The sequence below is a fragment of the Rhodospirillales bacterium genome (assembly GCA_016710335.1).
Taxonomy (GTDB): Bacteria; Pseudomonadota; Alphaproteobacteria; order Rhodospirillales; family Defluviicoccaceae; genus JADJXQ01.
In genome coordinates, this window is sequence record JADJXQ010000001.1 from 689,785 (window position 1) to 704,999 (window position 15,215).

The 15,215-nt window shown below is 65.2% G+C and carries 10 protein-coding genes and 1 tRNA gene; 5 read left to right on the forward strand and 6 right to left on the reverse strand.

Features of this window, described 5'->3' with window-relative positions:
• Positions 1-113 precede the first annotated feature (113 nt).
• Positions 114-1,796, reverse strand: coding sequence for an acyl-CoA/acyl-ACP dehydrogenase (locus tag IPM60_03220; protein ID MBK8906929.1), 1,683 nt, complete (start codon positions 1,794-1,796; stop codon positions 114-116).
• 113 nt (positions 1,797-1,909) lie between these two features.
• Complete coding sequence (gene ccrA / locus IPM60_03225) at positions 1,910-3,667, reverse strand: crotonyl-CoA carboxylase/reductase (protein ID MBK8906930.1); 1,758 nt, start codon at positions 3,665-3,667, stop codon at positions 1,910-1,912.
• 290 nt (positions 3,668-3,957) lie between these two features.
• Here ccrA and IPM60_03230 point away from each other — a divergent pair, with 290 nt between their 5' ends.
• The 4 genes from IPM60_03230 to IPM60_03245 all read left to right on the forward strand — a co-directional run bounded on the left by IPM60_03230 (position 3,958) and on the right by IPM60_03245 (position 7,868).
• Positions 3,958-5,997 (forward strand): protein meaA, encoded by a 2,040-nt coding sequence (locus IPM60_03230; GenBank protein ID MBK8906931.1) that lies wholly within the window; start codon positions 3,958-3,960, stop codon positions 5,995-5,997.
• 191 nt (positions 5,998-6,188) lie between these two features.
• Positions 6,189-7,193 (forward strand): oxidoreductase, encoded by a 1,005-nt coding sequence (locus IPM60_03235; GenBank protein MBK8906932.1) that lies wholly within the window; start codon positions 6,189-6,191, stop codon positions 7,191-7,193.
• 174 nt (positions 7,194-7,367) lie between these two features.
• Positions 7,368-7,625 (forward strand): hypothetical protein, encoded by a 258-nt coding sequence (locus IPM60_03240; protein MBK8906933.1) that lies wholly within the window; start codon positions 7,368-7,370, stop codon positions 7,623-7,625.
• Between the two features lie 166 nt (positions 7,626-7,791).
• Positions 7,792-7,868 (forward strand) — tRNA-Met (locus IPM60_03245).
• Positions 7,869-7,960: 92 nt separating this feature from the next.
• Here the strand turns inward: IPM60_03245 and IPM60_03250 are convergent.
• Positions 7,961-8,527, reverse strand: coding sequence for a L,D-transpeptidase family protein (locus IPM60_03250; GenBank protein MBK8906934.1), 567 nt, complete (start codon positions 8,525-8,527; stop codon positions 7,961-7,963).
• 78 nt (positions 8,528-8,605) lie between these two features.
• Positions 8,606-12,709: a PAS domain-containing protein gene (locus IPM60_03255; protein MBK8906935.1), complete on the reverse strand. Its 4,104-nt coding sequence runs from the start codon at positions 12,707-12,709 to the stop codon at positions 8,606-8,608.
• Between the two features lie 200 nt (positions 12,710-12,909).
• Between IPM60_03255 and IPM60_03260 the strand changes: the two genes are divergently transcribed.
• Entirely contained in the window at positions 12,910-14,121 is a 1,212-nt protein-coding gene (locus tag IPM60_03260) for a permease (GenBank protein MBK8906936.1), read from the forward strand.
• Between the two features lie 72 nt (positions 14,122-14,193).
• Here the strand turns inward: IPM60_03260 and IPM60_03265 are convergent, their stop codons facing one another.
• Positions 14,194-14,856: a peroxiredoxin gene (locus tag IPM60_03265; GenBank protein ID MBK8906937.1), complete on the reverse strand. Its 663-nt coding sequence runs from the start codon at positions 14,854-14,856 to the stop codon at positions 14,194-14,196.
• A gap of 65 nt (positions 14,857-14,921) precedes the next feature.
• A partial coding sequence (locus tag IPM60_03270; GenBank protein ID MBK8906938.1) for a hypothetical protein occupies positions 14,922-15,215 on the reverse strand: 294 nt, incomplete at its 5' end.

Below are 15,215 nucleotides of genomic sequence, written 5' to 3' on the forward strand. Positions count from 1 at the left end.
CAACGCGCCGTTCCTCCCTGAGAAGATCCCCGTTGGTCCCTTCCGCCTTGGTCGCGAACGCCGCGGGCCCCGCGCGATGACGATTGGAGCCCGCGGCGGCGTGTCGTCGGCGATCAGGTCCGCGAGGCGAGGAGGCCGCGGGCGACGACGTGGGCCTGGATTTCGGCGGCGCCCTCGAAGACGTTGAGGATGCGGGCGTCGCAGAGGACCCGCGAGATCGGGTACTCGAGCGCGTAGCCGTTGCCGCCGTGGATTTGCAGCGCGTTGTCAGCGTTGGCCCAGGCGACGCGAGCCGCCAACAACTTGGCCATGCCGGCCTCGATGTCGCAGCGCTGGTCGAGGTCCTTCTGGCGAGCCGAGTCGTAGGTGACCTGGCGGGCGATCATGGTCTCCGTCGCCATCCATGCCAGCTTGCCGAACACCCGCGGGAACTCGAAGATCGGCCGGCCGAACTGGTTGCGCTCCTGGGCGTATTTGAGGCCCAATTCCATGGCGCACTGGGCGACGCCGACGGCCCGCGCCGCGGTCTGGATACGCGCACCCTCGAACGTCGACATGAGCTGCTTGAAGCCGTTGCCTTCGGAACGGCCGAGCAGGTTGTCGGCCGGCACCTCGAAGTCGTCGAAGGCGATCTCGTATTCCTTCATGCCGCGGTAGCCGAGCACCTCGATCTCGCCGCCGCTCATCCCCTTGGCCGGGAACGGATCGGCGTCGGTGCCGCGGGGCTTCTCGGCAAGGAACATGCTGAGGCCCTTGTACCCGTCGGTGTTGGGGTCGGTGCGGACCAGCAAGGTCATCAGGTCGGTGCGCGCCGCGTGGGTGATCCAAGTCTTGTTGCCGGTGACCTTGTAGACGTCGCCATTCTTGATGGCGCGGGTGCGGAGCGAGCCCAGATCCGAGCCGGTGTTGGGCTCGGTGAACACCGCGGTCGGCAGGATCTCGGCGGATGCGAGCTTGGGGAGGAAATGGGCCTTCTGGTCATCGGTGCCGCCGAGCTTGATCAACTCGCCGGCGATCTCGGAGCGGGTGCCGAGCGAGCCGACGCCGATGTAGGCGCGGGACAACTCCTCCGTCACCACGCACATCGCCATCTTGCCCATGCCGAGGCCGCCGAACTCCTCCGGGATGGTCAGCCCGAACACGCCGAGTTCGGCCATTTCCTGGATGATCTCCATCGGAATCAGCTCGTCCCGTTCGTGCCAGCCGTGCGCATAGGGAACCACCTTTTCCTCGGCCCAGCGCCGGAACTGATCCGAGATCATGGTCATGTCTTCTTCGAGCCCGTTGTCGCCGAAATGGCCGTCGGCGATGGAGAGCGCGATCCGGTGGCGCACCGCCGCGGTGTTGCCGTGCTTGATCAGGGTCGCGACCTGCGGCGTGTAGAACGCATGCAGGGTTTCGTCTGGGACGCCCATATCGCCCGGGCGGACGATCTCGACCTGCGACATGGGAATGCCGCCGGCGATCTGCGCCAGGTATTCACCGAATGCCGCCTGGAGGTAGAGCTGCTCCAGCTCCCCCCAGCGGCCGTCGCCATGGAGGCGTTCGGCCCACGCCAGCATGGCGCGCAAGCTGGAGGAGTACGTCGCCATCCACGCATAACCATGGGCGGCGAACTGCTCCTGGTCCACCAGATCGGCGGAGATGCGACCGTCGCGCACGACCCTGCGCGCGACCTGTTTCCGCACCTCGACCAGCAAGTGCTGGACGGCGGCGTAGGCCTCCTCGCAGGTCGGGATCAGGTCGGCAATCAACAGCTTGTCGTCGGCCAAGTTCTCGTTGGCAGTGTCGTTCATGGCGTCGTCCCCTTGGCGTCGAAGTATCCACCCCGTGTTGTATGGGGCCTCTCAGTGAAGAACAGGGCGGCGCCGTTGCCGGCCACCGCCCTGTTCGGTCCGCACCCTCGCGATCAGTCGGTGTCGATGAGCTTGCGGACGATGTCTGTCATCGACAGAACGCCGACCGGCTTGCCGTCCTCTGTGATCACCAACCGATGGATGCGCAGGCGCATCATGTCGGAAATGGCCGAAGACAGCGGATCGTCGATGTCGCGGGTGACACAGCCCTGGCTCATCCAGTCGCCGACCGAGAAATTGCGCACATCGTCGATGCTGCGTCCCTGGCGGGCGAGGACAATGTCGGTCTGCGACAGGACGCCGACCGCCTTGCCCCCTTCGATCACCACCAGTGCGTGGATGTCCTTGTCGGCCATGATCCTGGCGGCCGCGTTCAGGTTGTCGGAGCGCGAGCACGAGATGATGCCCGGATGCATGCGGTCGCGCACCTTGCTGCCGTCGTCGACGATCTTGAACTCCTCGTCCATGCCGGCGACGTCGGGCAGCGGCGCCGAAAGCGGTAACGGCGGCGGCGACGTGTGCACGTCGCCGGCCGGCAAAACCGCCCGCTCGCGCGCCACCGGTCCTTTGGCGGCCTTACCTAGGCCGAAGTCCGGCGCGCCGATCAGCACCGCCATGCTGCCGTGGGGATGCAGGTTGTCGTGCATCAACTGGTGCGCGGTCGGCAAGTCCTCATACGTGAACGCCTTCGACATGCAGGGATCGAGCTTGCCATCAAGGGCGAGTTCGTTCATCGCGTAAGCCTGTTCGTCGTTGGCGAAGTGGGAGCCCTGCACCCGCTTCTGCCGCATCCACAGATAGCGGAGATCGACAGTGGCGTTGTAGCCAGTCGTGCCGGCGCAGATCACCACCATGCCGCCGGTTTCGCAGACGAACATGGACGTGGGGATGGTGGACTCGCCAGGATGCTCGAACACCACGGTGGGTTGTCGCTTCTCGCCGAGAACCTCCCAGAACTTGGAGCCGAACGATCGGACGCCCTTCAGCCAGTTGGCGTAGCCGACGGCGTCTTTCCAGTGCGGCAGCATGCCCCAGTGGTCGAAGTCCTTGCGATTGATGCAGCCCTTTGCGCCGAGCTTCATGCAGTAGTCGACCTTGTCGTCGCCGGAGATGACGGCGACCGGAATAGCGCCGGCGGCGCGGACGATCTGGATGGCCATCGAGCCGAGCCCCCCGGCGCCGCCCCAGATCAGCACCGGATCGTTCGGCTTCATTGCGTGCTCCGGCCACCCGTGCAGCATGCGCCAAGCCGTGGCGCCGACTAGGGTGTAGGCGGCCGCCTCCTCCCACGTCATGTGCGCCGGCTTCGGCATGCACTGGTGCGCCTGCACCTTGGTGAACTGGGCGAAGCTGCCCCAATTGGTCTCGTAGCCCCAGATGCGGAAGGTCGGCGAGTACATCGGGTCGTTGCCGGCCTTGACCCAGGAGCAGTCGCGGCTCCACTGGCCGCAATGGACCACCACCTCGTCGCCGACCTTGATGTTGGTGACGTCCTTGCCGACCTTGTAGACGATGCCGGACGCGTCCGAGCCGCCAATGTGAAAAGCCTCTTTTTCGCCGGCTTTCTGGCGCGCCTTGATGACGTTGACCGGAATCCCGAGGGCGGCCCACACGTTGTTGTAGTTGATGCCGGCGGCCATCACGTAGACCAGGGCCTCGTCATCCTTGATCTCCGGGACGTCGATGACTTCCTTCTGGAAGGCGGTGGTCGGCTGGCCGAAACGCTCTTCGCGTATCAGCCAGGCATTCATTTTGGCAGGCACTTCACCGACCGGCGGGGCGTCACCGATCTCGTAGACTTCCTTGGTCATGGGGCTTCCTCCGCGAGCGTTCTGAGCATCCGATCCGTTGCGTGTCGTAACGCCGCAACGTGACGAGGGTCGGCCGGCTCCAGCGGCGAAGGCATCAAGAAAATGCTGCCGGAGACCGGCGAATTTGGTTGGGTGCGACGTTGACAACCAATAAAGTCTTTTAGCGGCTTGCGTCTTTCTTCGCAATGCACAAGTTGCTAAGCTCCTCGGGCAGACCCTGGAGATTCAGCGAGATTCAGAGAGTTGTCCGCACGTCCCGGCGGCGCAGCGGGCGCGAAAGGAGGGAGGGCATGGCCGACGATTTAGCAAGTGCAGCACAAGAAGCGGCAGCACGACGGGCGGCGCAAGGGGCGGCGGGCACGCGCGACAAGCCGTGGCTCATCCGCACTTATTCCGGCTATGGCTCGGCCAAGGAGTCCAACGCGCTCTACCGCAAGAACCTGGCGCGCGGCCAGACGGGGCTCTCCATCGCCTTCGATCTGCCGACCCAGACCGGCTACGACTCAGACCATGTGCTGGCCCGTGGCGAGGTCGGCAAGGTCGGCGTTCCGGTTTGTCATCTGGGAGACATGGTGGCGCTGCTCGACGGCATCCCGCTCGACCGTATGAACACCTCGATGACCATCAACGCGCCGGCCGCGTGGATGCTGGCGCTCTACATCGCGGCGGCCGAACGGCAGGGGGTCGAGCGCAAGGCGCTCAGCGGCACCACCCAGAACGACATCATCAAGGAATATCTGTCGCGCGGCACCTATGTTTTTCCGCCGGCGCCGTCCATGCGGCTTACAGCCGACACCATCGCCTACACCTATCGCGAGGTGCCGAAGTGGAACCCGATCAACGTCTGCTCGTATCACCTGCAGGAGGCCGGCGCCACGCCGGTGCAGGAGCTTGCCTATGCGCTTGCGAACGCTTTAGCCGTGCTCGACGCCGTGAAGGCCTCGGGGCAGGTGCCCGAAGATGAATTCCCCGAAGTGGTGGGGCGCATCAGTTTCTTCGTCAACGCCGGCATCCGCTTCATCACCGAGCTCTGCAAGATGCGCGCGTTCTCGCATCTGTGGGACGAAATGGTGCGCCAACGTTACGGCGTCGAGGAGGAGCGCTACCGCCGCTTCCGCTATGGCGTTCAGGTCAACTCGCTGGGGCTGACCGAGCAGCAGCCGGAGAACAACGTATACCGCATCCTGTTGGAGATGCTGGCGGTGGTGCTCTCCAAAAATGCGCGCGCCCGCGCCGTGCAGCTTCCGGCGTGGAACGAGGCGTTGGGTCTGCCTCGGCCGTGGGATCAGCAATGGTCGCTGCGCCTGCAGCAGATCGTCGCCTACGAGACGGACCTCCTGGAGTACGGCGACATCTTCGACGGCGCCGGCGTCATTGCCGAAAAGGTGGAGGAACTGAAGTACCGGGCCCGCGAGGAGTTGGCGCGCATCGATGACATCGGCGGCGCTGTCGCCGCGGTCGAGTCGAGCTACATGAAGCAGCGGCTGGTCGAGTCCAACGCACTGCGACTGGCGGCCATCGAGAGCGGCGAACAGGTGGTAATCGGCGTCAACAAGTTCCAGGACGCCGAGCCGTCGCCGCTCTCGACCGGCGAAGGCAGCATCATGGTCATCGACCCCAAGTCCGAGGCGGCGCAGATCGAGAGCCTCAATGCGTGGCGCGGCGGGCGTGACGCCGGCGCGGTCGCCACGGCGCTCGCGGATCTGGCGACGGCAGCCAGGGACGGCGCCAACATCATGCCGCCGTCAATCGCCTGCGCCCATGCCGGCGTCACCACCGGCGAATGGGCCGGGTGCCTCCGCGAGATCTTCGGGGAATACCGGGCGCCGACCGGTGTCGCGCAGGCGGCGATCACCAGCGACGCCAAGGCGCTGCAGGCGGTGCGCGTGCGCGTCAAGGGGCTCAGCGACAGGCTCGGCCGGCGGATCAAGATCCTGGTCGGCAAACCGGGGCTCGACGGTCACTCCAACGGCGCCGAGCAGATCGCGCTCCGCGCCCGCGACGCCGGGATGGAGGTGGTCTACGAGGGCATCCGCTTGACCCCGGAACAGATCGTCGGCGCCGCCCTCGACGAGGACGTGCACGTGATCGGCCTATCCATTCTCTCCGGCTCGCACGTGCCCTTGGTCGCCGAGATCATGGAGCGGATGCGGGACTTGGAGATGACCGACGTGCCGGTGATCGTCGGCGGCATCATCCCACCGGAGGATGCCAGATCATTGACGGCGGCCGGAGTGGCGCGAGTCTACACACCGAAGGACTTCGACCTCAACGTGATCATGGCGGATATCGTCACGGTGATCGAAGGAGCGCCCAAGGCGGCGGCTTGACGGAGATGGTGCCGGCGGCCGCCGGACGTGATCGCCGCGACACAACATCGCGTCGCTCGTGCGAGGCGGCGAAGCCGACGAAGCAATCCATAAAGAGGTCGCCATCGGGGCGCGGCTGGTTACTATGACGCCTCAGACAACGGCCTGGTCATCTACGTGAGCAAGATCAACGAGAAGGAAGGGAGAACGTCATGGCCGCGAGCGGAGACTTCCAGGCATTGGTCCTCGAGGAGGACGGCGGCAAGGTGTCGTCGAGCATCAAGACGCTGTCCGACGCGGACCTGCCCGAAGGCGACGTGGTCGTCCGGGTATCCTATTCGGATCTCAACTACAAGGACGGGATGATCCTGAAGGGTCTCGGCAAGCTGGTCCGCACCTACCCGCACGTGCCGGGCGTCGACTTTTCGGGCGTCGTCGAGACGTCGCAGTCGCCCCGCTTCGAGCCTGGCGACGAGGTGATCCTGACCGGCTGGCGGGTCGGCGAGGTGCACTGGGGCGGATACGCCGGCAAGGCTCGGGTCAAGTCCGAATGGCTGGTGCCGCTGCCGTCGGGCATGACCCAGAAGCAGGCGATGGCCATCGGCACTGCCGGCTTCACGGCGATGCTGGCGACCATGGCGCTGGAGGATCACGGGCTCAAGCCGGAGACGCCGGGCGAGGTGCTGGTCACCGGCGCCGGCGGCGGCGTCGGCAGCATCGCCGTGGCGCTGCTCGCCCGCCTCGGCTACCGGGTGGCGGCGGTCACGGGGCGCGCCGAAACCCACGATTACCTGAAGGGGCTGGGGGCCGCGACCATCGTCGATCGCAGCGAGTTGCAAACGCCGCCGAAGGGTCCGCTGGCGCGCGAACGCTGGTCGGGCGTTATCGATAACGTCGGCGGCGACATGCTCTCCAACCTGATCCCGGCGATGGCCTACTGGTCAAGCGCGGCGATCGTCGGCAACGCCGGCGGCGTCCAGTTTTCCACCACCGTCATCCCGTTTCTCCTGCGCGGCATCAACCTGCTCGGCATCGACTCGGCGACCTGCCCGACAGAGCGGCGCCTCATCGCCTGGTCGCGCCTCGCACGCGAGTTGCCGATGGACAAGCTGGAGGAGATGACGACCGAGACCCGGCTGGCGGACGTCCCCGACCTCGCCGAGCAGATCCTCAAGGGCCGGATCAAGGGGCGGACGGTCATCGACGTTCAATCCTGACGCGCTTCCCGGCGTCGAGCCGGGTGCCATGGGACATTCTTATCGACGCGCTGCCCGCCATGATGGTATCTTGTCTGGGCGCTCAACTGCAGAAGGCGGCTGAGCCGGCACGATCGAGCAACATCAAGGTCGGGTCGCCGGCAGCGGCATCTGTGAGGGAGGAGCACGAGGAGCGTGGGCTGGATCGCCGCCATCGTCGTGGCGTTGTCGGTGCTGATCGCCGGCTGTGAAACCGACCCATGGAAGCAGGACCCGGTCGCCGGATTCACGCCGCTGCCGATCTACTGTTATCGCACCATCGCCGATGTCGACTGCTTCGCGGACCCCGTTGATCGTCACCGCCGCCGCCTTGTCGCATACGAAGGCCCGTGGCCGGGCTACGGTCCGCGGCCCAAGGTCCCGTTTCCCTCGGCTTTGCCCGCGGAGCCATGACCGGCGATACGGCGTGGACCCGGAGGCGACGAACCCGCGGCGACCGCAGGGATCGAGCCCAAACCCACGGCACGGGGGCTGCCGCCGCGGTGGCCGCTACCCGCGCCGGATGAACTTGACACTCCCGCCACTTCATTCATATTCGGTTCCAGTCGGCCCTGCGGTAGGCGGAGTAGCTCAGCTGGTTAGAGCAGCGGAATCATAATCCGCGTGTCGGGGGTTCGAGTCCCTCCTCCGCTACCAACACCATTGATAGCTTAGGCTCCTTTGGGGGACCATCTTCGTGAGTCGCGGGGCGATGTTTTCGGCGGCTGCGAGGGCGGCGGCCGGTTGTTCTAGGGTCGGATCTCGATCGGCGTTCCGTCCGCGACCACGGACCACAATTCATCCATCGCCGCATTGCTGACGGCGATGCAGCCCTGGGTCCAGTCGTCATCGATCTTGAGATATTGCACGTTGTACTGGGACGGCTGGCCGTGAATCATGATCATGCCGCCCGCCGGGCGGCCGAGGCTGCGGGCCTTCTCGACGTCTCGGCCGCTCGGGTAGGAGATGTGCAGCGCTCGGTAGTACTGGCTGTCGCGCTTGCGCCAGTCGATGATGTAGTCTCCTTCCGGAGTTCGGCCGTCGCCCTGATGCTGTTTCGCGCCCACCGGGTTCCGCCCCAGCTCGACCTCGAAGCTCCGCTGCACGAACTCGCCGTTCAACAGCAACAGCCTCCGCTCGCTCTTGAGAACCAGAACCTTGGTCACCGGATATGCAGCGTCGGATTGCAGGTTAGCGAGCTGTTCGTCGGCGCGCGCCTCGCCCGGCGTGGCCACCAGCGGCCCCGCCCACAAGAAAATCAGCACGTAGATCAGGACCGGCACGAAACTCTCCCATCTGACAATCGCCAAAGACATTATTCATTCGCGCGACCGTTGCAAGCCCCGGCACATGCCACGGCACTACGTCGCCGACCCCGGTCGTAGGTCACAAGCTCATACGTCGTCCCCGTCGCGGGCGGAGGGACCGGGCAGGCGAATCTCGATGCGGCAGCGAACGCCGTCGCGGTCGAGGCTACGAGTGAGGGTGACGGCGGAGCGTCTGCCAATGGCTTGCAGGAGCTTGGAGCCAATACCTTCGCCAGCCGGTTCGTCGATCGGAGGGCCGTCATGCTCGGCCCACTCGAAGATGATCAGCGAGCCGTCGCCTTGCATTTCCCGCCGCCACGAGAGGGCAACGCTACCACCGTCGCGCGACAGCGCTCCGTGCTTCGCGGCGTTGGTGGTGAGTTCATGAATGGCCATCGCCATGTCGACCGCCAGTTCCGAAGGCAGCCGGATCCCGGTGGCGCCGGCGCAGCGTATGCGGACGCCGCTGGCGTCGTAGGGCTCGATCTGTCTCAACACCAATTCGCCGAAATCGATCTCCTTCCAGTTGCTGTGGAACTGAAGATCGTGGACCCGTCCGAGCGCTTCCAGGCGAGCGATGAAGTTCCGCACCGCATCGCTTCTCGGGGCCGGTGAACGGAACGAAAGCGCCGCGATCGCCTGAACCATCGCCAGGAGATTCTTGACGCGATGGCGGAGCTCGCTGCGCAGCAAGCGCTGTTGGCCGCGCCACGCGTCGCGCTGCAAGGTCGCGGCCACGATATTGGCGACGGATTGCAGAAACTTGACGTCGTCGGCGGTGAACACCCGGTGCCGGCACGAATAGGCGTTGAGAAGGCCGAGCGGATGTTGCGGATCGCCGATCAAGACATTGATGCCGGTCGCCGCCTTCGACGCCCGAATGTACTCGGGGACCGAAAAGCGCTTCTCGTCGGCGATGGTGTCAATGATGACCGGCGCCCCGGATTGGACTGTGTAGCCGGCCAGGCTGGTGCCACCAACGGTGATCAGCGACCCCACGGCGTCATCAAGCCCGAACGCGGAGCGCACCCGGAATGCGTCACTTTCCGGCTCATGTATGAGAATCTCGGCGAGGTCCACGTCGAGAAGCCGCGCAATATCCTCGGGCAGCGCCGCGAACAAATCGCCGCCGCTTTGCCCGCGCAGGCTACGGCTGCCGGTGGTCGCGACGAAGTCCTGCTGCGCGGCCCGGGTCTCCGCGGCAGCCTGCGCTTCGACCAGGCGGGTGATATTGTCATAGACGCCGATCACCCGCCGCACCCTTCCGTCATCGTCGAGCACCGGCGTCGCCGACATGAGAAACTCGAAGGGAGCACCCTTCGGCGGGACGTAGGTCGCCCGGAAATCCTCCACCGGCTTGCCCGTTCGCCACACGGTCTGAAGCGGCAAGTCCTTCGCGGGAATTTCCACGCCGTTGCGCTGGAAGCGGTAACCGGCCTTGGCGCGATCCGCCGGCAGTACGCGGCGGGGGACGCTCATGATCTGAGAGCCGTAGCGATTGACCTCGATCTGGGCACACGTCGGATCATCGGCAAATGCGATACCGATCGGCGCCAGATCGAGCACCGCCGCGAGATCGGCGACCTGTGCCTGGAGGCGGATGTTGAGGCTGGCGATCTCATCCTGCGCCTTTTTGAGCCGGCTGACGTTGACGAAGGTGGCGACCACGCCAATGATTACTTCCTTTGGCGTTCGTAGCGGCAGCAGGCGCATGATGTACGCATCGCCATCGTCGCGAACCGAAACCTCCCGCTCCACCGGCGTCAGAGTTTCGAACACGTTCCTGGCTTCCGCGGCCAGGTCCACGTTCTCGATCCTGGTCGTGATGTCGCCGATCGGCCGGCCGACATCGGCGCTGATCAGGTGAAAGACGTCACGCGCGACCGGCGTGAACCGCCGCACCCGCATCGCTTGATCGAGAAACAGGGTGGCGATCTGAGTGCTCTCGAGCAAGTTCTGCAAGTCGGCGTGAGCGTCGGCAAGTTCTTCGACCTTGCTGGCCAACTCCGCGTTGACGGTCCCGAGCTCTTCATTGAGAGACTGCAGCTCTTCTTTGGAAGTCTCCAGCTCCTCGTTCGAACTCTGGAGCTCCTCGTTCATCGACATCAACTCTTCGTTGGCCGACTTGAGCTCCTCGTTGGCAGATTCGAGCTCTTCCGTTGCGGTCTGCAGGTATTCGCGAGTCTCGCGAAGCTCAGTCTCCAGCGCCCGGACCTGGCCATCGCGGCCGTCTCCGTCGGTCAACGGCGCTTGGCCTGTCGGCAAGAGCCCGTTGTCGCGAAACACGATCAGGTAGTGCTGCCCATCCGTACGGTCGTCGCCGAGCGGCCGGCACACCAGCGTCAGACGTCGCTGCCCCTCCGGCGCAGGAAACGCGACATTGTCCCGGACTGCGTCGCCCTGCTCCATCGCCGCCCGATGAAGCAGCGCACGGAGATCCAAGCGCAGGCTTTCGTGGGCAATGGTAAGGATCTCCAGCGACGGCGTCCCCCGCTGGAGCTTGAGATAGCGGTCTATGCTCCCCCCGGAATACACCAGCTCCCGACCTTTGCCGACGACGGCGTAAGCAGGGCCGAGGTCGTCCAGGATCGCCCGCTCCGCCGCGGCGAGCACAGGGTCGCTTTTGGTCGCACCGTGCTTAAGGGACGACTCTGCGCCGCGGCGATCGTCTCCGACGAGATCGAGCAACGGGCACGTCAACGGCCGGCGCCCGCTCGTCTGGCGCCGCTGGAAGATGCGCCACTTCTTGTCGACGACCCTGAACAGCTTGTCGTGACGGGACAGGTTTTCAGACGGGCCGAGGAACAGGAAGCCGTCGGGGCGAAGGGCATAGTGGAACACAGGAATGAGGCGGTTCTGCAGTTCGGCCTTGAGGTAGATGAGCACGTTGCGGCATGAAATCAGATCAATCCGGCTGAACGGCGGGTCCTTGATCAGGCTTTGCGTCGAGAAGATGCAGAGCTGGCGGATCTCGTCACTGATCTGGTAGTCGCCGCCCGCAGGCCGGAGGAAACGCCTGATGAACCGTTCCGGCACATAGCCGGCTATGCTGTCCGGATAGATGCCGCGCCGCGCCACCTCCAGCGCGGCCTCGTCGATGTCGGTCGCGATCACCTGCAGGCCGATCCCCTTGCCGTGCGCTTCGCACGTGTCCCGCAAAATCATCGCGAGGGAGTAAGCCTCCTCGCCGGTGGCGCAGCCGGACACCCACACGCGGATCGTGTCGCCCTCGCCCTTCGCGCCGACGAGTGCGTTGACGACTTTGCTTTCCACCGCATCGAAGGCGTCGGGGTCGCGAAAGAAGCTGGTGATCGACACCGACATCTCGCGGAACAACTGGCGCACCTCTTTCCGGTCGTCGCGCAGGCGCTCGACGTATTCGCTCATCTCCCGAATCCGCAGCACCTGCATGCGCCGCTGCACGCGCCGCTGCAGCGTCGGCTCCTTGTAGTCGCGGAAGTCATGGCCGGTGATGCTTTTCAGGTGACTGCAGACTTTTTCCAGATCTTCGCGAGGATCGGACCGATCGGCATCGGATACGGCGCGTTCGGCATCCTCGCGAAGGTGCTCCAGATACTCGACGATGCAGGCAGGCATCTCCGAAGGCGGCAGCACCAGATCGACCAGCCCAGTGGCTTCACCGTTGCGCGGCATGCTGTCGTACTTGGCGGTGGCAGGGTCCTGGATGATCGTGAAGCCACCAGCCTCCTTGACCGCCTTCAGACCATGGGTGCCGTCGCTGCCGGTTCCGGAGAGAACGATGGCGATGGCGCGCTCGCCCTGATCGCTAGCCAGCGACCGAAAGAACGTGTCGATCGGGGTGCGGTGGGTGCGCGGCGGCGCGGGCCGCGCAAGGCGCAGCACCCCACCGCTGATAGTCAAGGTGGCGTTGGGAGGAATGATGACGAGCCGGTTGGCATCCGCCGCCATGCCGTCCTCGGCATCCAAAACGGCCATCGACGTGCAGCGCCCGAGCAGTTCGGCCTGCATGCTCTTGTGGTCGGGATCCAGGTGCTGAACGAAAACGAAGAAGGCGCCGGTGTCGTCGGGCATGGCGGCGAGGAGTTCCTTCATCGCCTCTAGGCCGCCGGCCGATGCCCCGATGCCGACCATCGGCGGACACACTGCCCCGCCTTCGATCAAACGTGCGCCGGCGTATGTGTCGCCGGAAGGAGGTGCGACGTCCGCCATAGCCTCTCTCTGTTCTTCGTCTTGCGTTGGCACATCTGCCCAGCGCGGCCCGCAGTCAAAGTAGCGTAAGCATAGGTGTCGCCGACGTTAACGTGAATGGCACTTTGTTTCCATCGCTTCGTCGCCGGAGCGGAGCGGCGGTCGATCGGGCCTTCTCGAAGATGTGGGAACTCTGTGCACTGATGCGCGTTGGGCAAGACATGGACAGCGCCTTCCTCCAGACCTGGCACCAAGCCGCTGTCACCTCCCTCGGCCTTTTCTGGACGGCGTTCTGGGCGTTCGGCCTCGGCTACCTGATCAGCAGCATGATACAAGTGTTCGTCACCCGCGAACGCATGAAGAAGAGCATGGGCGAGGCCGGGGGCAAGAGCGTCGCGCTCGGGACAGGCTTCGGCTTCATCTCCAGCTCATGCAGCTTCGCGGCGCTGGCCACCACGCGCGCCCTGTTCGCCAAGGGGGCCGGCCTGATCCCTTCGCTGGCGTTCCTCCTCGCCTCCACCAACCTCGTGATCGAACTCGGCATCATCATCGCGATCTTTCTCGGCTGGCAGTTTGTCGTCGGCGAGTACGTGGGCGGGGTGCTGCTGATCCTGCTGATGTGGCTGGTGGTCCGCCTCACCCGGCCGGGCGGCCTGATCGAGGAGGCGCGCCGCCGCGCCCGTGAGGCCAGCGGCGAAGACGAGGATCAGGATGTTCCCGACTGGAAGCAGCTGATCCGCTCCCGCGAGGGCTGGCACAAGGTGGCGATGCGCTACGTGATGGAATGGGGCATGGTGTGGAAGGACGTGCTGGTCGGCTTCACGGTCGCCGGCGTCATCGCCGCGTTCGTGCCGAAAAGCTTCTTCCAGACCCTGTTCGTCGGCGCCGGCACCTCCGATCCCGCCGTGTGGCAGGTGTTGGTGCAATGCCTGATCGGCCCGGTCGCGGCGTTCTTCACGTTCATCGGGTCGATGGGGAACATTCCGCTCGCCGCCGTGCTGTTCAGCAACGGCGTCAGCTTTGCAGGCATCATGGCATTCATCTTCAGTGATCTGGTGGTGTTTCCGGTGCTGCGCATCCAGGCCCAATATTACGGCTGGCGGATGGCGTTTTACATCCTCGGCGTGTTCTTGGTGGTGCTGGTGGCAACGGCCCTGTTGTTACACTATGGCTTCGCAGCGCTGGGGTTGCTGCCTGATTCGGGATCGGCGGAAAGCGTTACCGACCGGCAGTTCTTCGAGCTCAACTACACGGCCGCGCTCAATCTCGTCTTCCTGGCGGTCAGCGCGCTGTTCATCTTCTGGCAGCAGCGCATGGGCGGCCACGGCGGCGGCGAAAGCTCGATGAGCGACCGGATCCTCCAGGCGCTCTCGGCCGCCGCCATGCTGTGGCTGGCGGGAGGTCTCGCGGCGGGGCTGGCCGCGGGCGCTTGACCACCGCACGGCGCGCGTCCCGCTTCCTTCCCTTCCCGAACCCCCCCAGCGCGGTCCGGTCGCCGAGAGCCCTCAGGCGCGCGGTTGCGGGACGATACGCAAGTACGGCTTCACCGTCTTCCATCCGCCCGGGAACTTGTCCTTGGCGGCTTCGTCGGACACAGACGGCACGATGATCACGTCCTCGCCCTGCTTCCAGTTGACCGGCGTGGCGACGCTGTGCTTGGCGGTCAACTGGCATGAGTCCAGCACCCGCAGTACCTCGTCGAAGTTGCGGCCGGTGCTCATCGGATAGGTGAGCGACATTTTCACCTTCTTGTCGGGGCCGATCAGGAACACGGTGCGCACCGTCTGGTTGTCGGCGGCGGTGCGGCCTTCGGAGGTGGTCCCGGCGCCGGCAGGCAGCATGTCGTAGAGGGTCGCGACCTTGAGCTCCGGATCGCCGATCATCGGATAGTTGACGGCGTGACCCTGGGTCTCCTCGATGTCCTTGGCCCATCTGGCGTGGTTGTCGACGGGATCGACGCTGAGGCCGATGATCTTGCAGTTGCGCTTGTCGAACTCCGACTTGAGGCCGGCCATGTAGCCAAGCTCGGTCGTGCAGACCGGGGTGAAGTCCTTGGGATGCGAGAACAGGATCGCCCAGCCGTCGCCGATCCACTCGTGGAAACGGATGGTGCCTTCGGTGGTCTCCGCCGTGAAGTCGGGCGCTTCGTCACCGATTCTGAGTGCCATGCTGGTCCTCCTCTGCCTTGGCTCGTTGATGATTTTCGTTTGCGTTGTGCGCAGCTTCAAGTTGGTCATGACGACGACGCAGTCAAGACGGGGCTCGCGACACCTTCAGGGGGATCGCCGAGGCCGGGGATCGTCTCTCCCTCGATACGGTAGGAGTGGCCGCGGAACAGCGCAATGGTGCGGCCATCGCCGGCCGCGGTGACGGTGACGTCGTAGATGCCGGTGCGGCCGGCCCGCGCACTCGCATCACTGACGGCGATCAATTGTTCGCCGCGGCGGGCGATGGCGGCGAAGTTGATGGTGCAGGCGAGCGCCAGGGTGGAGCGGTTCTCGGCGTTGCAGGCGTACGCGAAGGCGCA

Bases quoted from the DNA above. Each gene is read 5' to 3' on its own strand.
- IPM60_03220 (MBK8906929.1), bottom strand. From the start codon at position 1,796: ATGAACGACACTGCCAACGAGAACTTGGCCGACGACAAGCTGTTGATT.
- ccrA (MBK8906930.1), bottom strand. From the start codon at position 3,667: ATGACCAAGGAAGTCTACGAGATCGGTGACGCCCCGCCGGTCGGTGAA.
- IPM60_03230 (MBK8906931.1), top strand. From the start codon at position 3,958: ATGGCCGACGATTTAGCAAGTGCAGCACAAGAAGCGGCAGCACGACGG.
- IPM60_03235 (MBK8906932.1), top strand. From the start codon at position 6,189: ATGGCCGCGAGCGGAGACTTCCAGGCATTGGTCCTCGAGGAGGACGGC.
- IPM60_03250 (MBK8906934.1), bottom strand. From the start codon at position 8,527: ATGTCTTTGGCGATTGTCAGATGGGAGAGTTTCGTGCCGGTCCTGATC.
- IPM60_03255 (MBK8906935.1), bottom strand. From the start codon at position 12,709: ATGGCGGACGTCGCACCTCCTTCCGGCGACACATACGCCGGCGCACGT.
- IPM60_03260 (MBK8906936.1), top strand. From the start codon at position 12,910: ATGGACAGCGCCTTCCTCCAGACCTGGCACCAAGCCGCTGTCACCTCC.
- IPM60_03265 (MBK8906937.1), bottom strand. From the start codon at position 14,856: ATGGCACTCAGAATCGGTGACGAAGCGCCCGACTTCACGGCGGAGACC.